Origin of the sequence: Streptomyces sp. NPDC006512 (assembly GCF_040611935.1) — a bacterium.
Taxonomy (GTDB): Bacteria; Actinomycetota; Actinomycetes; order Streptomycetales; family Streptomycetaceae; genus Streptomyces.
This window is the reverse complement of sequence record NZ_JBEXPG010000051.1, coordinates 17238-37391: the sequence shown is the minus strand read 5'-3', so window position 1 is coordinate 37391 and position 20154 is coordinate 17238. Positions and strand designations below refer to the sequence as shown.

19 protein-coding genes are annotated in these 20154 nt (G+C 71.6%); 16 read left to right on the top strand and 3 right to left on the bottom strand.

The window, feature by feature from the left end; genetic code table 11:
• Positions 1-97: 97 nt before the first annotated feature.
• Positions 98-880 carry a peptidylprolyl isomerase gene (locus ABZZ17_RS29460; RefSeq protein WP_356880361.1) on the bottom strand — a complete coding sequence of 261 codons (783 nt, stop codon included), beginning with the start codon at positions 878-880 and terminating at the stop codon, positions 98-100.
• A 152-nt stretch (positions 881-1032) separates the two neighbouring features.
• On the opposite strand from ABZZ17_RS29460, the gene ABZZ17_RS29455 reads away from it, so the two are divergent.
• From ABZZ17_RS29455 to ABZZ17_RS29435, 5 genes are all read left to right on the top strand, one after another.
• Positions 1033-1743, top strand: a complete 711-nt coding sequence (locus ABZZ17_RS29455) for an MBL fold metallo-hydrolase (protein WP_356880359.1) — start codon at positions 1033-1035, stop codon at positions 1741-1743.
• An 8-nt stretch (positions 1744-1751) separates the two neighbouring features.
• The gene (hisS, locus tag ABZZ17_RS29450; protein ID WP_356880357.1) at positions 1752-3011 is read left to right on the top strand and encodes a histidine--tRNA ligase; all 1260 of its coding nucleotides are present in this window, start codon (positions 1752-1754) and stop codon (positions 3009-3011) included.
• Positions 3012-3155: 144 nt separating this feature from the next.
• Complete coding sequence (locus tag ABZZ17_RS29445; RefSeq protein WP_356880355.1) at positions 3156-3770, top strand: vitamin K epoxide reductase family protein; 615 nt, start codon at positions 3156-3158, stop codon at positions 3768-3770.
• A 44-nt stretch (positions 3771-3814) separates the two neighbouring features.
• Positions 3815-5167, top strand: coding sequence for a replication-associated recombination protein A (locus ABZZ17_RS29440; RefSeq protein WP_356880353.1), 1353 nt, complete (start codon positions 3815-3817; stop codon positions 5165-5167).
• 58 nt (positions 5168-5225) lie between these two features.
• Positions 5226-5939, top strand: coding sequence for an HNH endonuclease family protein (locus ABZZ17_RS29435; protein WP_356880351.1), 714 nt, complete (start codon positions 5226-5228; stop codon positions 5937-5939).
• Here ABZZ17_RS29435 and ABZZ17_RS29430 read toward each other — a convergent pair.
• Entirely contained in the window at positions 5936-6616 is a 681-nt protein-coding gene (locus ABZZ17_RS29430; protein WP_356880349.1) for a DUF2470 domain-containing protein, read from the bottom strand. The two genes, ABZZ17_RS29435 and ABZZ17_RS29430, sit on opposite strands and share 4 nt — an antisense overlap.
• Before the next feature lie 286 nt (positions 6617-6902).
• Between ABZZ17_RS29430 and rpsD the strand changes: the two genes are divergently transcribed.
• Positions 6903-7514 (top strand): 30S ribosomal protein S4, encoded by a 612-nt coding sequence (gene rpsD, locus ABZZ17_RS29425; RefSeq protein WP_030294564.1) that lies wholly within the window; start codon positions 6903-6905, stop codon positions 7512-7514.
• 20 nt (positions 7515-7534) lie between these two features.
• On the opposite strand, the gene ABZZ17_RS29420 is transcribed toward rpsD, so the two are convergent.
• The gene (locus ABZZ17_RS29420; RefSeq protein WP_356880347.1) at positions 7535-9802 is read right to left on the bottom strand and encodes an AAA family ATPase; all 2268 of its coding nucleotides are present in this window, start codon (positions 9800-9802) and stop codon (positions 7535-7537) included.
• 146 nt (positions 9803-9948) lie between these two features.
• Here ABZZ17_RS29420 and ABZZ17_RS29415 point away from each other — a divergent pair, with 146 nt between their 5' ends.
• The 10 genes from ABZZ17_RS29415 (at position 9949) to aroQ (ending at position 20127) form a co-directional block, all read left to right on the top strand.
• Positions 9949-10392, top strand: coding sequence for a DUF948 domain-containing protein (locus tag ABZZ17_RS29415; RefSeq protein ID WP_356880345.1), 444 nt, complete (start codon positions 9949-9951; stop codon positions 10390-10392).
• Positions 10393-10400: 8 nt separating this feature from the next.
• Complete coding sequence (locus tag ABZZ17_RS29410) at positions 10401-10745, top strand: DUF6167 family protein (RefSeq protein WP_356880343.1); 345 nt, start codon at positions 10401-10403, stop codon at positions 10743-10745.
• Positions 10745-13414 carry an alanine--tRNA ligase gene (alaS, locus tag ABZZ17_RS29405; protein ID WP_356880341.1) on the top strand — a complete coding sequence of 890 codons (2670 nt, stop codon included), beginning with the start codon at positions 10745-10747 and terminating at the stop codon, positions 13412-13414. The genes ABZZ17_RS29410 and alaS overlap by 1 nt, the downstream gene beginning before the upstream one ends.
• Before the next feature lie 2 nt (positions 13415-13416).
• Positions 13417-13887, top strand: a complete 471-nt coding sequence (gene ruvX / locus ABZZ17_RS29400; protein ID WP_356880339.1) for a Holliday junction resolvase RuvX — start codon at positions 13417-13419, stop codon at positions 13885-13887.
• A 127-nt stretch (positions 13888-14014) separates the two neighbouring features.
• Positions 14015-15862 carry an endolytic transglycosylase MltG gene (gene mltG, locus ABZZ17_RS29395; protein WP_356880337.1) on the top strand — a complete coding sequence of 616 codons (1848 nt, stop codon included), beginning with the start codon at positions 14015-14017 and terminating at the stop codon, positions 15860-15862.
• Positions 15863-15868: 6 nt separating this feature from the next.
• On the top strand, positions 15869-16690 hold the full coding sequence (locus ABZZ17_RS29390; protein ID WP_356880335.1) for a shikimate dehydrogenase: 822 nt from the start codon (positions 15869-15871) through the stop codon (positions 16688-16690).
• Between the two features lie 212 nt (positions 16691-16902).
• Complete coding sequence (gene aroC, locus ABZZ17_RS29385) at positions 16903-18087, top strand: chorismate synthase (protein WP_356880333.1); 1185 nt, start codon at positions 16903-16905, stop codon at positions 18085-18087.
• Complete coding sequence (locus ABZZ17_RS29380) at positions 18084-18602, top strand: shikimate kinase (RefSeq protein WP_356880331.1); 519 nt, start codon at positions 18084-18086, stop codon at positions 18600-18602. The genes aroC and ABZZ17_RS29380 overlap by 4 nt, the downstream gene beginning before the upstream one ends.
• The gene (gene aroB, locus ABZZ17_RS29375; protein WP_356880329.1) at positions 18599-19690 is read left to right on the top strand and encodes a 3-dehydroquinate synthase; all 1092 of its coding nucleotides are present in this window, start codon (positions 18599-18601) and stop codon (positions 19688-19690) included. Before ABZZ17_RS29380 ends, aroB begins: the two co-directional genes overlap by 4 nt.
• Positions 19687-20127 carry a type II 3-dehydroquinate dehydratase gene (aroQ, locus tag ABZZ17_RS29370; RefSeq protein WP_281205782.1) on the top strand — a complete coding sequence of 147 codons (441 nt, stop codon included), beginning with the start codon at positions 19687-19689 and terminating at the stop codon, positions 20125-20127. The genes aroB and aroQ overlap by 4 nt, the downstream gene beginning before the upstream one ends.
• Positions 20128-20154 lie beyond the last annotated feature (27 nt).

Genomic DNA, 20154 nt, shown 5'->3' with positions numbered 1-20154 from the left:
CAACATAGGCGACCGCCGGGCCGGCTGTCCGCATCCCGCACGACGGAATATCGACGTACGGGAGGCGGACCGGCCGGGCCCGGGGCCGCCGCCCCGGTCAGTTCTGGGTGACCGTGGCCTTCTCGATGGTCACGGGGGTCTTCGGGGCACCGTCCGGCGCTCCGTTGGCCGTGCCGGCCTTGGCGACCTCCTCCAGGACCTTCACGCCGGCCGGGTCGATCTTGCCGAAGGGCGTGTACTGCGGGGGCAGCGGGCTGTCCTTGTAGACCAGGAAGAACTGGCTGCCGCCGGTGCCGGGCTGGCCCGTGTTGGCCATCGCCACCGTGCCCGCCGGGTAGGTCACCGTGCCCTGCTCGTTCGGCTTGCCGAGCGCGTCCAGGTTCTCGTCCGGGATGTTGTAGCCCGGCCCGCCCGAACCGGTGCCCTCGGGGTCACCGCACTGGAGCACGAAGATCGAGCCGGTCACCAGGCGGTGGCACTTGGTGTTGTCGAAGAAGTTCTTGTCGGCCAGCGACTTGAACGAGTTCACGGTCTGCGGGGTCTTCGCCGCGTCCATCTCGAACTTGATCTCGCCCGCGCTGGTCTTCAGACCGAAGGTGTACTTCGCCTTGTCGTCGATCGCCATCGCCGGCGAGGGCGACTGCTTCGGCGTCGGGGCGGCGGAGGGGGAGGAGTCCGCCGACGGCTCGACCGTCTTCTCCTCGCTGTCGAAGACACCGCCCGCGATGAGGCCCACCAGAGTGGCCACCACCACGGCCGCGGCCGCGCCGATCACCGCCAGACGCTGCCTCGACTTGCGGCGGGCCTCCGCCCGGCGCTTCTGCTGGCGCTCGTACTTCTCCCTGGCGAGCTGTCGCCGACGCTGATCGCTCGTGACCACCGGGTCGTCTCCTTGTGCGTCTCTGGTACCGCTGTCCGGGCTGGGTTAGGCCGTACCGTATATGGGTTCGCTGTGTAATGAGCGGCGCCGGTAGGCTCTGAGCAGCAGATTCCGATCCGCTGCCTCCCGCCGGACGACGATTGAGGACGAACGTGCTGATTGCCGGGTTCCCCGCCGGGGCCTGGGGGACCAATTGCTACCTGGTCGCCCCCGCCGCAGGTGAGGAGTGCGTCATCATCGACCCGGGCCACCAGGCCGCCCAGGGTGTCGAGGAGACGCTGAAGAAGCATCGGCTCAAGCCCGTCGCGGTCGTCCTCACCCACGGCCACATCGACCACGTGGCGTCGGTGGTCCCGGTGTGCGGAGCGCACGACGTACCGGCCTGGATCCACCCCGAGGACCGCTACATGATGAGCGACCCGGAGAAGGCCCTCGGCCGTTCCATCGGGATGCCGCTCATGGGGGAGCTCACCGTGGGGGAGCCGGACGACGTCCGCGAGCTGACCGACGGCAGCAGCCTGAAGCTGGCCGGCATGGAGTTCTCCGTCGCGCACGCGCCCGGGCATACCAAGGGGTCGGTGACCTTCCGGATGCCCGAGCTGGCCGACGTTCCGCCGGTCTTCTTCTCGGGCGACCTGCTATTCGCCGGCTCCATCGGACGTACCGACCTGCCCGGCGGCTCCCACGCCGAGATCCTCGAATCGCTGGCCCGCGTGTGCCTGCCGCTCGACGACTCGACCGTGGTGCTGTCCGGCCACGGTCCCCAGACCACCATCGGCCGCGAGCGGACGACCAACCCGTACCTGCGGGAAGTCGCCGCCGGCCTGGGGGACGGCACGGCCGCCCCACGACGAGGAATGTGACGAGTTTCGTGAGCACCTTCAAGGCCCCCAAGGGCACGTACGACCTGATCCCGCCCGTCTCCGTGAAGTACCTGGCGGTGCGCGAGGCCATCTCCGCCCCGCTGCGCGACGCCGGCTACGGCTACATCGAGACGCCCGGCTTCGAGGACGTCGGCCTCTTCGCCCGCGGCGTGGGCGAGTCCACCGACATCGTCTCCAAGGAGATGTACGCCTTCGAGACCAAGGGCGGCGACCAGCTGGCCCTGCGCCCGGAGGGCACCGCCTCGGTCCTGCGCGCGGCGCTGGAGGCCAGCCTGCACAAGCAGGGCAACCTCCCCGTCAAGCTCTGGTACTCCGGCTCCTACTACCGCTACGAGCGCCCGCAGAAGGGCCGCTACCGGCACTTCTCGCAGGTCGGCGCCGAAGCGATCGGCGCCGAGGACCCGGCCCTGGACGCCGAGCTGATCATCCTGGCCGACCAGGCGTACCGCTCGCTGGGCCTGCGGAACTTCCGGATCCTGCTGAACTCGCTCGGCGACAAGGAGTGCCGGCCGGTGTACCGGGAGGCGCTCCAGACCTTCCTCGGCGGACTGGACCTCGACGAGGAGACCGTCCGCCGGTCCGAGATCAACCCGCTGCGCGTCCTCGACGACAAGCGGCCCGACGTCCAGAAGCAGCTCGTCGGCGCCCCCGTGCTCCGCGACTACCTCTGCGACGCCTGCAAGGCGTACCACGAGGAGGTCCGGGCGCTGATCACGGCCGCCGGGGTCGTCTTCGAGGACGACGAGAAGCTGGTGCGCGGGCTCGACTACTACACCCGCACCACCTTCGAGTTCGTCCACGACGGCCTGGGCTCGCAGTCCGCGGTCGGCGGCGGCGGCCGCTACGACGGCCTGTCCGAGATGATCGGCGGACCGGCGCTGCCGTCGGTCGGCTGGGCGCTCGGCGTGGACCGAACGGTGCTGGCCCTGGAGGCCGAGGGCGTGGAGCTGGACGTCCCGGCGTCGACGTCGGTGTTCGCGGTGGCCCTGGGCGAGGCCAAGCCGACCGTGTTCGGGCTGGTCACGCAGCTGCGCAAGGCGGGCGTCGCGGCGGACATGTCCTACGGCGGCAAGGGACTCAAGGGCGCCATGAAGGACGCGAACCGCAGCGGTGCCCGGCTGACGGTCGTCGCGGGCGACCGCGACCTCGCCGAGGGCGTCGTCCAGCTCAAGGACATGGAATCGGGCGAGCAGGCCCCCGTGGCCCTCGCCGACCTGGTGGCCGAGGTCAAGGCCCGGCTGGCCTGACCGAGGGCGTCCGTCCGTGGGGCGGTACGGGGACCCGGTCCCCGTACCGCCCCACGTCCTTATCTCCATCGAACGGTGGACCGGTACCCCCGTACGGCACAATGGCCGGTGCTTGATGACCTTGCAGACGTGGAGCGGGCGGGTATGACGACAACAGGTGCAGACGCGGGAACCGCCCCGCGGACCATCGGCGGCAGCCGCGCCCTGGCGCTGCTGCTGGTGATCACGGGGGCCGCGGGACTGCTGGCGGCCTGGGTGATCACGATCGACAAGTTCAAGCTGCTGGAGGACCCGAACTTCACCCCGGGCTGCAGCCTGAACCCGATCGTCTCCTGCGGCAACATCATGAAGAGCGACCAGGCGGCCGTCTTCGGCTTCCCGAACCCCATGCTGGGACTGGTCGCCTACGGCATCGTGATCTGCGTCGGCATGAGCCTGATCGCCGGCGCCCGGTTCCGCCCCTGGTACTGGCTGACGCTGAACGCGGGCACCCTGTTCGGCGTCGTCTTCTGCGCCTGGCTGACCTACCAGTCGCTGTACAACATCAACTCCCTGTGCCTGTGGTGCTGCCTGGCCTGGGTCGCGACGATCTTCATGTTCTGGTACGTGACCGCGCACAACGTGCGCGAGGGCCTGCTGCCCGCCCCCGGCTGGCTGCGCGGCTTCCTCGACGAGTTCACCTGGGTCCCGCCCGTGCTCCACGTCGGGATCATCGGCATGCTCGTCCTGACCCGCTGGTGGGACTTCTGGACCTCCTGAGCCGCCCGGCCGGGAGTGTCGGTGGCCTCGCATAGGCTTCGAGTGTGGAACCAGACCTCTTCACCGCCGCCGCCGAGGACCGCCAGGAGAAGGACCCCTCGGCCTCGCCGCTCGCCGTCCGGATGCGCCCGCGCACCCTGGACGAGGTGGTCGGCCAGCAGCACCTGCTGAAGCCCGGCTCACCGCTGCGCCGGCTGGTGGGGGAGGGCGCCGGCGGACCGGCCGGGGCCTCGTCGGTGATCCTCTGGGGCCCGCCCGGCATCGGGAAGACCACCCTCGCCTACGTGGTCAGCCAGGCCACGCAGAAGCGCTTCGTGGAACTCTCCGCGATCACGGCGGGCGTCAAGGAGGTCCGGGCCGTCATCGAGGGCGCCAAGCGCGCGGCCGGCGGCTACGGCAAGGACACCGTCCTCTTCCTCGACGAGATCCACCGCTTCAGCAAGGCGCAGCAGGACTCGCTGCTGCCCGCCGTGGAGAACCGCTGGGTCACGCTGATCGCGGCGACCACGGAGAACCCCTACTTCTCGATCATCTCGCCGCTGCTCTCGCGCTCCCTGCTGCTCACCCTCGAACCCCTGACGGACGGCGACCTGACCGCGCTCATGCGCCGCGCGCTGACGGAGGAGCGGGGCCTGGGCGGGGCCGTGACCCTGCCCGCGGACGCGGAAGCGCACCTGCTGCGCATCGCCGGCGGAGACGCCCGCCGGGCGCTCACCGCCCTGGAGGCGGCGGCCGGCTCGGCCATCGCCAAGGGCGAGGGCGAGATCACCCTCCAGACGGTCGAGGAGGCGGTCGACCGCGCTGCCGTCCGGTACGACAAGGACGGCGACCAGCACTACGACGTGGCGAGCGCGCTCATCAAGTCGATCCGCGGCTCGGACGTGGACGCGGCGCTGCACTACCTGGCCCGGATGATCGAGGCGGGGGAGGACCCGCGGTTCATCGCCCGACGCCTGATGATCTCCGCGAGCGAGGACATCGGCCTGGCGGACCCGGCCGCCCTGCCGCTCGCGGTGGCGGCGGCGCAGGCCGTGGCGATGATCGGCTTCCCGGAGGCGGCGCTGACCCTGTCGCACGCGACGATCGCGCTGGCGCTCGCCCCCAAGTCGAACACCGCCACCACCGCGATCGGCGCCGCGCTGGCCGACGTACGGGCCGGCCTGGCGGGCACGGTGCCGCCGCACCTGCGCGACGGGCACTACAAGGGGGCGGCGAAACTGGGCCACGCCCAGGGGTACGTGTACCCGCACGACGTGCCGGGCGCCATCGCGGCGCAGCAGTACGCCCCGGACGAGATCCACGGCAAGCGGTACTACGAGCCGACCCGCTACGGCGCGGAGGCCAGGTACGCGGACGTGGTGGACAAGGTGCGCGAGCGGCTGCGAGGCGGGTCCTGACCCCCGGCCACCGCGAGCCGTCCGGCTCCGTACCGGGGCCGGGCATACCCTCCCGGTCATGGGACGCCGTGCTCCGCTCCTCGTCGTGACGGTGACGCTGCTCCTCGGCGGCTGCCACCACGGCCAGCCGGAGCAGGGGCGGGCGAGCGCCGCCGCCCTGGCCGCCCGGGTGCCGTCGGCGAGCCCCGGGTTCCCGCCCACCGCGGCCGGGGCGAGGGAGCGGCTGGCCGGGCTGAAGGTCGAGTGGGGCAAGAACTGGCAGACGTACAAGCGGGAGAACTTCGGCAGGTACTGGTCCGACGCGACCGACGCCGTCGGCGGCCGCAACGGCTGCGACACCCGGGACGACGTCCTGCGGCGCGATCTGAAGGAGCTGCGCGAGGGCGACCGCAATCCGTGCGTGGTGGTGTCCGGGGTGCTCGACGATCCGTACACCGGGCAGCGGCTCCCCTATTCCTACCGCCGGGCCTCGCAGATCCAGACCGACCACGTCGTGGCGCTCGGCGCCGCCTGGCGGGGCGGCGCGTACGCCTGGACGCCCCAGCGCAGGCTGGAGTACGCCAACGACCTCGACGTACTGCTCGCCGTGGACAAGCAGACCAACTACGACAAGGGCAGCAGGACCGCGGACAAGTGGAAGCCGCCGCGGCGGGCCTTCTGGTGCGAGTACGGGCGCCGGTACACCGGCATCAAGGCCAAGTACGGGCTCTCCGTCACCCCGCCGGAGAAGACGGCGCTGGCGGAACTGCTCGCCACCTGCCCCCCTCCCTAGTGCGAGGCGGCCGAGAAGAGGGTGTGCATGGCGCGGCGCAGTCCGCAGATGTCCGTGACCGGCTCCGGGAAGTCGAAGCGGGCGTCGAAGGAGGACTCCGCGGCGGCGCCGGCGAAGCGCACGCGCAGGCCGAGCCGGTCCAGGGCCAGCGGGACGGCCGTCATGCCCTCCGCCCGCCGCGGGCCCAGCAGTCCGCACAGGTCCGCGATGCGGTCCGCGTGGGCGGTGTGCAGGTGCTGGAGCAGTTCCGTCTCGTGCGCCGTCATCGGGTCCGGCTCGGCGCCGGAGAGCTCGTCGGGGTCCACGTGCTCGGCGCCCCAGAGGTCGTCCACCGAGATCTCGCCGACCTCCAGGCGGAGCATCATCCAGGCAGGGCGGCCGGAGTACGGGGGGTCGAGGGACTCGGACATGCCCAGCAGCTCGCCCACCGGACGGCGCTCGGCGAGCAGCGCGGCGCAGACCGCGCGGTCGTCCCCGCGCACCGGCGTCAGCCACCCGGCCAGCCACGCGCGGCCTCGGATACGATGGGGCACGGACACCGGCGCCACGTCCGTGATCTCGATCACGGCGGTGAGGTCGTCGTCCTGGGCGTGAGCGGCTGCCCTGGCAGCCGCGGATTCCCCGGAAACAAGGAGAATCACGTCCCCGTCCGGGGTGACGGTCCGCGCGACCGGCATCCCCGTCCCGAACTCGTCGGGCTCGTGCGTGTCACGAGCACCCGGCAGGGTGAGGGATACTGAGGCGTTGGACTCTACGAGGGTTCGTACGCGTTCGGCTCCGGTGAGCTGCCGAACGCCTTCCCTGGGACGCGGCTGACCTTGCCTATCGTCGTCGAAAGCGGATTCCGTTTCGTTGGAACCCGAACTTCGGTGCGCACTGGGCAGGGGGATCCCATGTGGTCGAGACATTACGTCCTCCTCGCTAAGGTAAGCCTCACCTAACTTACATGGAGGTAGGTTCCACGTGAACCAGAAGCGACCCAAGGTCAAGAAGTCGCGTGCCCTCGGCATTGCGCTGACCCCGAAGGCCGTCAAGTACTTCGAGGCCCGCCCCTACCCGCCGGGCGAGCACGGCCGTGGCCGCAAGCAGAACTCGGACTACAAGGTTCGTCTGCTGGAGAAGCAGCGTCTGCGCGCTCAGTACGACATCTCTGAGCGTCAGATGGCCCGCGCGTACGACCGCGCCAAGAAGGCCGAAGGCAAGACGGGCGAGGCGCTGGTCGTCGAGCTCGAGCGTCGCCTCGACGCCCTGGTCCTGCGTTCGGGCATCGCCCGCACCATCTACCAGGCCCGCCAGATGGTCGTTCACGGCCACATCGAGGTCAACGGTGGCAAGGTCGACAAGCCGTCGTTCCGTGTCCGCCCGGACGACGTCATCACCGTGCGCGAGCGCAGCCGCGAGAAGGTTCCGTTCCAGGTTGCCCGCGAGGGTGGCTACGCAGGCGAGGGCGAGACCCCGCGCTACCTGCAGGTCAACCTGAAGGCCCTGGCCTTCCGCCTGGACCGCGACCCGAACCGCAAGGAAATCCCGGTCATCTGCGACGAGCAGCTCGTCGTCGAGTACTACGCCCGCTGATCCGTCGGCAGGCGTAGCCCTCACAGGCTGGTGTCAACCCGTCGCCCCCTCCGGGGGGCGGCGGGTTTTCCCGTTCTCGGCCCCGGACCGCCCTCCCGGCCGGGCACCCACCGCGCCCGCAGCACCAGCGCGTCCACGCTCAGCTGCCGCCCCTCGGCGGCGTGCGCCGCGTACCGCTCGGGGCCCAGCACCTCGCCCGCCCGCTCCTGGCACATCAGCCGGGGCGCGTTGAAGTACCCCGAGCCGAACAGCCGCAGGCCCACCCCGTCCCACATCGGCTCCGCCGCGCCCTGGAGCACCGCCGCCTCCGCCGGCCGGCCTTCCGCGACCGTGACCAGCGCCAGCAGCTCCACCGCCAGGACCAGCCCCACCAGGTCCCGGAACGCGTGGTTCACCGTCACGCACTCGGTCAGCAGCAGCCGGGCCCCGGCCATGTCCCCCGCGTCCAGCGCCGCGTACGCCAGCACGTAGAGGGCGTACGCCTTCGTCCAGAGCTCCCCGCGCTCCTCGCAGATCTCCCGGACCTCCTCGCACAGCGACGCGGCGCCCGCGAGCTCGCCCCGGAAGGCCATCGCCATCGCCAGCTCCACCTGGCACATCAGCACGTTGCTGTTCAGCTCCCCGGTCTCCCGGTACAGCTCCAGCGCCGAGCCCAGCAACTCCCCGGCCCGCGCCATGTCGTCCGAGACCAGGGCGAGGCAGCCCATCCGGTGCACCGCGTACGCCGCCGCCACCCGGTTCCCGGTCCGCTCCGCACCGTCCCGGCACTCGTGGAGGGCGCTCATCGACGCCACCGCGTCGCCCTGGAGCGCGGCCACGTAGCCGAGCACCCACAACGCCTTCAGCCGGGAGCTCTCGTACTCCGCCTGCCCCTCGCCCGGGACCGTCTCCAGGGTGCGGTCGAGCCAGTGCCGCCCCTCGGTGAGCCGGCCGCACCCCGCCCAGTAGAACCAGAGGGTGCCCGCCAGGTACTGGCCGAGGTGCAGCTCCTCCGGCTCGTCCAGGCAGGTCTCCAGGGCGAGGCGCAGGTTCGCCAGCTCCACCTCCACCAGGGCGGCCACCTCCTGCTGGCGCGGGCTGAACCAGTCCAGCTCGCACCAGGTCGCCAGGCCCATGTACCAGTCCCGGTGGCGGCGCCGCAGCCGCGCGGCGTCACCCTGGGACTCCAGCCAGCCCGCCCCGTACAGCCGTACGGTCTCCAGCATCCGGTAGCGCACCCCGGCCGGGGTCTCCTCCCGGACCAGCAGGGACTGCGCGAGGAGCTCGCCCACCAGGTCGAGCACCCCGTCCACCGGCAGGTCCGGGCCCGCGCACACGTACTCGGCGGCGTCGAGGTCGAACTGCCCGGCGAAGACCGACAGCCGGGCCCACAGCAGCCGCTCCCCGGGGGTGCACAGCTCGTGGCTCCACCCGATCGCCGTCCGCAGGGCCCGGTGCCGGGGCAGCACCCCGCGCGGGCCGCCGGTGAGCAGGGCGAAGCGGTCCTCCAGCCGGGCCAGCACCTGGGCGGGCGACAGCGCCCGCAGCCGGCCCGCCGCCAGTTCCAGGGCCAGCGGGATCCCGTCGAGCCGCGCGCACAGCTCGGCCAGCACCGGCCGGTTCGCCTCCGTCACCGCGAAGGCCGGGTCGGCGGCGGCCGCCCGCCCGGCCAGCAGCTCCAGGGCCTCGGCGGGCGCCAGGGGGGCGAGGGGGAAGGCCTGCTCCCCGTCCAGGCCGAGCGTGCGGCGGCCCGCCGCGAGCACGCGCAGGCCGGGGGAGCGGCGCAGCAGTTCCGCCAGCAGCTCGGCCGTCTCCTCGACCAGCTGCTCGAAGCCGTCCAAGACCAGCAGCAGCCGCCGCCCCGCCAGGTGCTCCGCCAGGACCGTCCGGGGCGGCCGGGTGGTGTGGTCGGTGAGCCCGAGCGCCTCCGCCAGCGTGAACTCCAGCAGCGCCGGATCGCGTACGGAGGACAGTTCGGCCAGCCACACGCCGTCGCAGTAGCGTTCCTGCGCCCCGACCCCCTGACCGGGCACCGGCCCGGTCGCGGGCCCGCCGGTCCCGTCCGCGGCGCCGTGCCCGGTGCCGTGCCCGGTGCCGGCGAAGGCCCCGGCCGATCCGGTGTCCGCCGCCCGCGCCGCGGCCAGGGCCAGCCGGGACTTGCCCACCCCGCCGACCCCGGTGACCGTCACCAGCCGCGAGGACTCCAGGAGCCGCCCCAGCCGGGCCAGTTCGCCACCCCGCCCGACGAACCCGCTGAGCTCCGAGGGAAGATTGCCCGGGGTCCTGTTCCGCAGGGGTCTGTGTCGCATGGGACACGGAGGGTACTGGTCCGGAAGCGCTGCGTACAAGGCGATCACGCGGGCCCCGGAATTCCGGTACTGCGCCGGATCTCCGGCGCGATAGGGTCGGAGGAGACTTTTCTCCGTAGGTTTCCAGATTCAGGGAGCGGTGCAACGTGTCCGGTGGAGAGGTGGCCGGGATCCTCGTGGCCGTCTTCTGGGCCATCCTGGTCTCCTTCCTCGCCGTGGTGCTGGTGAGGCTCGCCCAGGTGCTGAAGGCGACGACGAAGCTGGTGGCCGACGTGACCGAGCAGGCGGTCCCGCTGCTCGCGGACGCCTCCACCACCGTCCGCTCCGCGCGCACGCAGCTCGACCGGGTCGACGCCATCGCCAGCGACGTCCAGGAGGTCACCTCCAACGCCTCCGCCCTGTCCTCCACCGTGGCCTCCACCTTCGGGGGACCGCTGGTGAAGGTCGCCGCCTTCGGCTACGGCGTCCGCCGGGCCCTGGGCCGGACGGACACCGCGGAGACCGGCCGCGACCCGAAGAAGACGTCCCGGCGTACCGTGATCGTCGGCCGTACGGTGCCGGCGCCCCGCCGCCGGAAGCAGAAGGGCTGAGACCGCCGATGTTCCGCCGAGCCTTCTGGTTCACCGCCGGCGCCGCCGCCGGTGTGTGGGCCACCACCAAGGTCAACCGCCAGCTCAAGAAGCTGACGCCGGAGAGCCTCGCCGCCCAGGCCGCCGACAAGGCGGTGGAGGCCGGTCACCGCCTCAAGGACTTCGCCCTCGACGTCAAGGCGGGAATGACGCAGCGCGAGGACGAGCTGAACGACGCACTGGGGCTGACCCAGGATCCCGACCGGCCCGACAACGTCACCGCCCTCCCCGGGCCGCGGCGGCTGCGGGCGATCGCGCACGACAAGAACACCCACCGACCGAAGTTTTCGTACAACCGGAATGAGGACCACTGATGGAGTCGGCTGAAATCCGCCGCCGCTGGCTGAGCTTCTTCGAGGAGCGCGGTCACGCCGTTGTCCCTTCGGCGTCGCTCATCGCGGACGACCCGACTCTGCTGCTGGTGCCCGCGGGCATGGTGCCGTTCAAGCCGTACTTCCTGGGCGAGGTCAAGCCGCCCGCGCCCACGCTCACCAGCGTGCAGAAGTGCGTCCGCACCCCGGACATCGAAGAGGTCGGCAAGACCACCCGCCACGGCACGTTCTTCCAGATGTGCGGCAACTTCTCCTTCGGTGACTACTTCAAGGAAGGCGCCATCAAGTACGCCTGGGAGCTGCTCACCAGCTCCGTGGCGGACGGCGGCTTCGGCCTGGAGCCCGAGAAGCTCTGGATCACCGTCTACCTCGACGACGACGAGGCCGAGCAGATCTGGCGCGAGAAGATCGGCGTTCCCGCCGAGCGCATCCAGCGCCTGGGCAAGAAGGACAACTTCTGGTCCATGGGCGTCCCCGGCCCCTGCGGCCCCTGCTCGGAGATCAACTACGACCGCGGTCCCGAGTTCGGCGTCGAGGGCGGCCCGGCCGTCAACGACGAGCGCTACGTGGAGATCTGGAACCTGGTCTTCATGCAGTACGAGCGCGGCGCCGGCGACGGGAAGGAAGACTTCCCGATCCTCGGCGACCTGCCGTCGAAGAACATCGACACGGGCCTCGGTCTCGAACGCCTCGCCATGATCCTCCAGGGCGTACAGAACATGTACGAGACCGACACCCTGCGCGTGGTCATGGACAAGGCCACCGGCCTGACCGGCGTCCGGTACGGCGCCGCACAGGGCACCGACGTGTCGCTGCGCGTGGTCGCCGACCACATCCGCACCTCCGTCATGCTCATCGGCGACGGCGTCACCCCCGGCAACGAGGGCCGCGGCTACGTGCTGCGCCGCATCATGCGCCGCGCCATCCGCAACATGCGCCTCATGGGCGCCACCGGCCCCGTCGTCCAGGACCTCATCGGTGTCGTGATCGACACGATGGGCCTCCAGTACCCGGAGCTGATCACCGACCGCAAGCGCATCGAGACCGTCGCGCTCGCCGAAGAGGCGGCCTTCCTCAAGGCCGTCAAGGGCGGCACGAACATCCTCGACACCGCCGTCACCGAGACCAAGGCCGCCGGCGGCACGGTCCTCTCCGGCGACAAGGCGTTCCTGCTCCACGACACCTGGGGCTTCCCGATCGACCTCACCCTGGAGATGGCCGCCGAGCAGGGCCTCTCCGTGGACGAGCCCGGCTTCCGCCGCCTCATGCAGGAGCAGCGCGACCGCGCCAAGGCCGACGCCAAGGCCAAGAAGACCGGCCACGCGGACATGTCCGCCTACCGGGAGATCGCCGACGGCGCCGGCGCCACCGAGTTCACCGGCTACGCCACCACCCAGGGCGAGTCCACCATCGTCGGCCTGCTCGTCAACGGCGTCTCCGCGCCCGCGGCCTCCGAGGGCGACGAGGTCGAGGTCGTCCTCGACCGCACCCCCTTCTACGCCGAGGGCGGCGGCCAGCTCGCCGACCAGGGCCGCATCAAGCTCGACACCGGCGCCGTGATCCAGGTCCGCGACGTCCAGCAGCCGGTCCCCGGCGTCTCCGTGCACAAGGGCTCCGTCCAGGTCGGCGAGGTGACGGTGGGCGCCTCCGCGTACGCCGCCATCGACGTGACCCGCCGCCGGGCCATCGCCCGCGCGCACTCGGCCACCCACCTGACGCACCAGGCGCTGCGCGACGCCCTCGGCCCCACGGCCGCCCAGGCCGGCTCCGAGAACTCGCCCGGCCGCTTCCGCTTCGACTTCGGTTCGCCGAACGCCGTCCCCGGGACCGTCCTCACCGACGTCGAGCAGAAGATCAACGACGTGCTCTCGCGCGAGCTCGACGTCACCGCCGAGATCATGAGCATCGACGAGGCGAAGAAGCAGGGCGCCATCGCCGAGTTCGGCGAGAAGTACGGCGAGCGCGTGCGCGTCGTCACCATCGGCGACTTCTCCAAGGAGCTGTGCGGCGGCACGCACGTCGGCAACACCGCCCAGCTGGGCCTGGTGAAGCTGCTCGGCGAGTCCTCCATCGGCTCGGGCGTGCGCCGCGTCGAGGCCCTGGTGGGCGTGGACGCGTACAACTTCCTCGCCAAGGAGCACACGGTCGTCGCCCAGCTCCAGGAGCTGGTCAAGGGCCGTCCGGAGGAGCTTCCGGAGAAGATCGCCACCATGCTCGGCAAGCTGAAGGACGCCGAGAAGGAGATCGAGAAGTTCCGCGCGGAGAAGGTCCTCCAGGCCGCCGCCGGTCTCGCCCAGAACGCCCAGGACATCCACGGCGTCGCCCTCGTCGTCGGCCAGGTGCCGGACGGCACCGGCGCCGACGACCTGCGCAAGCTGGTCCTCGACGTCCGCGGCCGCATCCAGGGCGACCGCCCGGCCGTCGTGGCCCTGTTCACCGTGGCGAACGACCGCCCGCTGACCGTCATCGCCACCAACGAGGCCGCCCGCGAACGCGGTCTCAAGGCCGGTGACCTGGTCCGCACGGCCGCCAAGACCCTCGGTGGCGGCGGTGGCGGCAAGCCGGACGTGGCCCAGGGCGGCGGCCAGAACCCGGCCGCCATCCCGGAGGCCATCAGCGCCGTCGAGCGCCTCGTCGTCGAGACGGCCTGACGATGACGCTGCGCCGCGGCCGCCGACTGGCCATCGACGTGGGCGACGCCCGGATCGGGGTCGCCTCCTGCGACCCCGACGGGGTGCTGGCCACACCGGTGGAAACCGTCCCGGGCCGGGACGTTCCCTCCGCCCACCGGCGGCTGCGGCAGCTCGTGGCGGAGTACGAGCCCCTCGAAGTCGTGGTCGGCCTCCCCCGCTCGCTCAGCGGGCGGGAGGGGCCGGCCGCGGCCAAGGTGCGTGCCTTCGCGAACGAGCTGGCCAAGGGCATCAAACCGGTGACGGTCCGGCTGGTGGACGAGCGGATGACCACGGTCACCGCCGCCCAGGGGCTCCGGGCCTCCGGCAGGAACGCGAAGAAGGGCCGGTCCGTCATCGACCAGGCGGCCGCCGTGGTGATCCTCCAGAACGCCCTGGAGACCGAACGGGTATCAGGTAATCCGCCCGGTGAGTGCGTCGAAGTGGTTGTCTGATCGCGATACGGTAACGTTCCGCGAAATGAGACGGCATTCGAACAGCCGTCGCCACCACTAAAGAGGCGGAACCGGGTGTCGCGGCGAGGAGAAGCCGTGGCCTTCGTCTCGCGGCTCTAGGGGACCGATGACTGAGTATGGCCGGGGCGGCGGCTCCGAACCGTGGCACCCCGAGGATCCCCTCTACGGGGACCAGGGGTGGACCGCGCACCAGACCCAGCAGGGACAGGTGCCGTACGGCGGTGCCCAGCAGCAGTATCCGCAGGAGCCGCAGTACCCGGGGCCCCAGCAGTCGCAGTACCAGGACCCCCAGCACCAGGAACTCCAGTACCCGGGGTCCCAGCAGGCGCAGTACCAGGAGCAGCAGGTACCGCAGTACCAGGGGGGTCCGCAGCAGTACGCGGACCCGCAGTACCCGGACGCGCAGTACCAGCAGCAGTACGCCGCCCCGTACCCGCAGTACGCCGACCAGCAGCAGGGGTACGCCCCGCAGCAGGCGCAGCAGCTCCATGAGCAGCAGCAGCCCCAGCAGCCGCAGCACCCCCAGCCTCAGCCGCAGACGCAGTACGACGCGCAGGGCTGGGACACCGGCCAGGGCCAGTACGCGGCCGCGGTGCAGGCCGACCCCTACCTGGGCGCCGACCCGTACGCCCAGCAGGCCGTCGCGGGCTATCCCGGCGAGGCCCCCGACCTGTACACGACCGACGACGCCTACCCGCCGCCGGCGCCCCCGGGCCGGCGCCACCTGGAACCGGAACCCGTGGAGGAACCCGAGGAAGAGCTCGGGGAGTCGCTGCTCGCCACGGGCGGCGGGGGCGACGACGGCGAAGAGCGCGGCCGCAGGGGCGGGCGCTCGAAGGGCGGCAAGGGCGGCAAGGGCAAGAAGGAGCGCAGCGGCGCGGCCTGCCTGATCGCGGCCCTCGTCATCGTGGGCGTGGTCGGCGGTGGCGGCTACTACGGCTACAGCTACATCAAGGCCAGGTTCGCCACGGCCGAGGACTACGCGGGCGAGGGCAGCGGAGAGACGGTCGACGTCGAGATCCCGCCGAACTCCTCCCTGGCGAGGATGGGCAACATCCTCAAGGAGAAGGGGATCGTCGCGAGCGTGGACGCGTTCACCGCCGCGGCGAACGCCAACCCCAAGGGCAAATCGATCCAGCCGGGCGTCTACCCGCTCAAGAAGAAGATGTCGGCCGCGGCCGCCGTCACCTTCATGACCGACCCCACGAAGCTCAACGTGATCACGATCCCCGAGGGCAAGAAGAACGTCGACGTCTACAAGCTGATCGACACCCGGCTCGGCAAGTCGGAGGGCACGACCGCGGAGATCGCCAAGCGCGAGGCCAAGAACCTCGGCCTGCCGGCCTGGGCGGGCAACAACCCGAAGCTCATCGACCCGCTCGAAGGCTTCCTGCTCCCCGCGCGCTACGACGTGAGCCAGGACAGCACGCCCGAGTCCCTGCTCAAGCAGATGGTCAAGAACGCGACGGACAAGTACAGCGAGCTGGGAGTCGAGGGCAAGGCCAAGGACCTCGGCCTGGAGAACCCGCTCCAGGTGATCACGGTCGCCAGCCTCGTCAACGCCGAGGGCAAGCACCACGAGGACTTCCGCAAGATGTCCGAGGTCGTCTACAACCGCCTGAAGAAGACCAACGACGTCACGAACCAGAAGCTCGAGTTCGACTCGACCTACAACTACATCAAGGGCACGAGCGAGCTGAACTTCAACATCAAGGAAGCCCGGTCGCTCGACAACCCCTACAACACGCACTTCGTCAAGGGGCTGCCGCCCGGTCCGATCGGGAACCCCGGCGTGGAGGCCCTGACCGCTACGCTCGACCCTGACCACGGCGGCTGGATGTTCTTCGTGTCGGTCGACAGCAAGACCACGACCTTCACCAAGACGTACGAGGAGCACCAGAAGCTCGTGGACGAGTTCCTGGAGCGGCAGAAGCAGCAGAAGAACGGCGGTTAGCAAGGCATGTCACGGATACGGGCCGCGGTGCTGGGTTCGCCCATCGAGCACTCCCTCTCACCGGTGCTGCACCGCGCCGCCTACCGGGAGCTCGGCCTCGACGACTGGTCCTACGACCGGTTCGAGATCGACGAGGCCGCCCTCCCGGCGTTCGTGGGCGGCCTCGGCCCGCAGTGGCGGGGGCTGTCGCTGACCATGCCGCTCAAGCGGGCGGTCATCCCGCTCCTCGACGGCGTCAGCGACACCGCCGCCTCGGTCGAGGCGGTCAACACGGTCGTCCTCACCGAGGACGGCCGTCGCCTCGGTGACAACACGGACATCCCCGGCATCGTCGCGGCCCTGCGCGAGCGGGGCGTCGAGAAGGTGCCCTCCGCGGCCGTCCTCGGGGCGGGGGCCACCGCCTCCTCGGCGCTGGCCGCCCTCGCGCGGATCTGCACCGGCGAGGTCACCGCGTACGTCCGCTCCCGCGCCCGCGCCGACGAGATGCACCGGTGGGGCGAACGGCTCGGCGTGGCCGTCCGGACGGCGGACTGGTCGCAGGCGGCCGAGGCGCTCGGCGCCCCGCTGGTCATCGCGACCACCCCGGCCGGCACGACGGACTCCCTCGCGGGGGCCGTCCCCGAAGCCGCCGGGACGCTCTTCGACGTGCTCTACGACCCCTGGCCGACCGCCCTGGCGGCGGCCTGGTCCGCACGCGGCGGGCAGGTCGTCGGCGGCCTGGACCTCCTGGTCCACCAGGCGGTGCTCCAGGTCGGGCAGATGACCGGCCGTCCCGGACCGCTCGCGGCCATGAGGGCCGCGGGGGAACGGGCCCTCGCCGAACGCTAGTGCCGTGCCGGGCGTCGCGACCCGGTGGACCTTCCCGGTCACGGCACCAGGAGCGGAGGCGCCGCTGCCGGTTCAGCTGGTGGACGAGCCGTCCGATAGTTGGACCGGGGCCCTGGACATCCCTCCGGACGTGGGAGGATCGGGTACGGCGGGTCAGGGCCGCGCACCCGATCGCGCCGTCGCAGTGCCAGGCGCGAGCATGAGGAGCATCGTTGAGCAGGTTGCGTTGGCTGACCGCAGGAGAGTCGCACGGACCGGCACTGGTCGCGACGCTGGAGGGTCTTCCCGCCGGCGTCCCGGTCACCACCGAGCTGGTGGCCGATCACCTGGCCCGGCGCCGACTCGGCTATGGCCGCGGTGCGCGGATGAAGTTCGAGCAGGACGAGATCACCTTCCTCGGCGGCGTCCGCCACGGGCTCTCGCAGGGTTCGCCGATCGCCGTCATGATCGGTAACACCGAGTGGCCGAAGTGGGAGACCGTCATGTCGGCCGACCCGGTCGACCCCTCGCTGCTCAAGGACACCGGCCGCAACGCGCCGCTGACCCGCCCGCGCCCCGGCCACGCCGACCTCGCGGGCATGCAGAAGTACGGCTTCGACGAGGCCCGGCCGATCCTGGAGCGCGCCAGCGCCCGCGAGACCGCCGCCCGCGTCGCCCTCGGCGCCGTCGCCCGGTCCTTCATCAAGGAGGTCGCGGGCATCGAGATCGTCTCCCACGTGGTGGAACTGGCCGCGGCCAAGGCCCCGTACGGAGTCCTCCCGACCCCCGCCGACGTCGACAGGCTCGACGCCGACCCGGTGCGCTGCCTCGACGCCGACGCGAGCAAGGCGATGGTCGCCGAGATCGACCAGGCCCACAAGGACGGCGACACCCTCGGCGGCGTCGTCGAGGTCCTCGCCTACGGGGTCCCCGTCGGCCTCGGCTCGCACGTCCACTGGGACCGCCGTCTCGACGCGCGCCTCGCGGCCGCCCTCATGGGCATCCAGGCCATCAAGGGCGTCGAGGTCGGCGACGGCTTCGAACTGGCCCGCGTGCCCGGCTCGAAGGCCCACGACGAGATCGTCTCCACCCCCGAGGGCCTCAAGCGGACCACCGGCCGCTCCGGCGGCACCGAAGGCGGTCTGACCACCGGCGAGCTGCTGCGCGTACGGGCCGCGATGAAGCCCATCGCCACCGTGCCGCGCGCGCTGGCGACCGTCGACGTGGCGACCGGCGAGGCGACGGTGGCCCACCACCAGCGCTCCGACGTCTGTGCCGTCCCGGCCGCGGGCATCGTCGCCGAGGCCATGGTCGCCCTCGTGCTCGCCGACGCCGTCGTCGAGAAGTTCGGCGGCGACTCCGTCCCCGAGACCCGCCGCAACGTGCGCTCGTACCTCGACAACCTGCAGATCCGGTGACGGGCGGACCACTGGTCGTCCTCGTCGGACCCATGGGGTCCGGCAAGTCCACGGTGGGGGGCCTGCTCGCCGAGCGGCTCGGCGTCCCCTACCGCGACACGGACGCCGACATCGTCGCGGCCCAGGGCCGCGCGATCTCGGACCTGTTCGTCGACGAGGGCGAGCCCTACTTCCGCGAGCTGGAACGGCGGGCCGTCGCGGCCGCCGTCGCCGAGCACACCGGAGTCCTCGCCCTCGGCGGCGGCGCCGTCCTCGACGAGGGCACGCGCGGCCTGCTCACCGGGCTGCCCGTCGCCTACCTGTCGATGGACGTCGAGGAGGCCGTGCGCCGCGTGGGCCTCGGCGCCGCGCGCCCGCTGCTCGCCGTCAACCCGCGCCGCCAGTGGCGCGAGCTGATGGAAGCCCGCCGCCACCTGTACACCGAAGTCGCGCGCGTCGTCGTGGCCACCGACGACCGCACCCCCGAAGAGGTCGCCCAGGCGGTCCTCGACGCTCTGGAGTTGAAGGACGTATGACAGACCAGGTGACGCGGATCAACGTCGGCGCGAGCGCCGGGCACGACGCGTACGACGTGCTGGTCGGCCGGCAGCTGCTCGGCGAGCTGGGCAGCCTGATCGGCACGAAGGCCCAGCGGGTCGCCGTGATCCACCCCGAGGCGCTCGCCTCGACCGGCGAGGCACTGCGGGACGACCTGGCGGCCCAGGGCTACGAAGCCGTCGCCATCCAGGTGCCGAACGCGGAGGAGGCCAAGACCGTCGAGGTCGCCGCCTACTGCTGGAAGGCCCTCGGCCAGTCCGGCTTCACCCGCACCGACGTGATCGTCGGCGTGGGCGGCGGGGCCACCACCGACCTCGCGGGCTTCGTCGCGGCCTCCTGGCTGCGCGGGGTCCGCTGGATCGCCGTCCCGACCACCGTCCTCGCGATGGTGGACGCGGCCGTCGGCGGCAAGACCGGCATCAACACCGCCGAGGGGAAGAACCTCGTCGGCGCCTTCCACCCGCCGGCCGGAGTGCTCTGCGACCTGGCGGCGCTGGACTCGCTGCCGGTCAACGACTACGTCAGCGGCCTCGCCGAGATCATCAAGGCCGGATTCATCTCCGACCCGGCGATCCTCGACCTGATCGAGGAGGACCCGCAGGCGGCCCGTACGCCCGCGGGCCCGCACACGGCCGAGCTGATCGTCCGCTCCATCCAGGTCAAGGCCGACGTGGTCTCCAGCGACCTCAAGGAAGCCGGGCTGCGGGAGATCCTCAACTACGGCCACACCCTCGCGCACGCCATCGAGAAGAACGAGCGCTACAAGTGGCGGCACGGCGCGGCCGTCTCCGTCGGCATGGTCTTCGCCGCCGAGCTGGGCCGGCTCGCCGGACGCCTCGACGACGCGACCGCCGACCGGCACAAGGCGGTCCTCGCCTCCGTCGGCCTGCCGCTGACCTACCGCGGCGACCAGTGGCCCAAGCTGCTGGAGACGATGAAGCTCGACAAGAAGTCCCGCGGCGACCTGCTGCGCTTCATCGTCCTCGACGGGCTCGCCAAGCCCACCGTCCTGGAAGGCCCCGACCCGGCGGTGCTGTTCGCCGCCTTCGGCGAGGTCGCGGCGTGAGCCGGCGGGTACTCGTCCTGAACGGCCCGAACCTGGGCCGGCTCGGCTCCCGCGAGCCCGACGTGTACGGGGCCACCTCGTACGCCGGGCTCGTGGAGAGCTGCCGCACCCTGGGCGCGGAGCTCGGCTTCGACGTCGAGGTCCGCGAGACCAACGACGAGGGCGAGCTCGTGCGCTGGCTGCACGAGGCGGCGGACGGCAAGATCCCCGTCGTGATCAACCCGGGTGCCTTCACGCACTACTCGTACGCCATGCGGGACGCGGCGGCGCAGCGGACCGCTCCGCTGATCGAGGTGCACATCTCCAACCCGTACGCCCGGGAGGAGTTCCGTCACACCTCGGTCATCGCGGCCGTGGCGACCGGTACCGTGGCGGGCTTCGGGCTGGGCTCCTACCGGCTGGCGCTGCGTGCGCTGGCCGAAGAGGTCACGGCCTGAGATAACGTTCTCGCATCATCGCCTGAA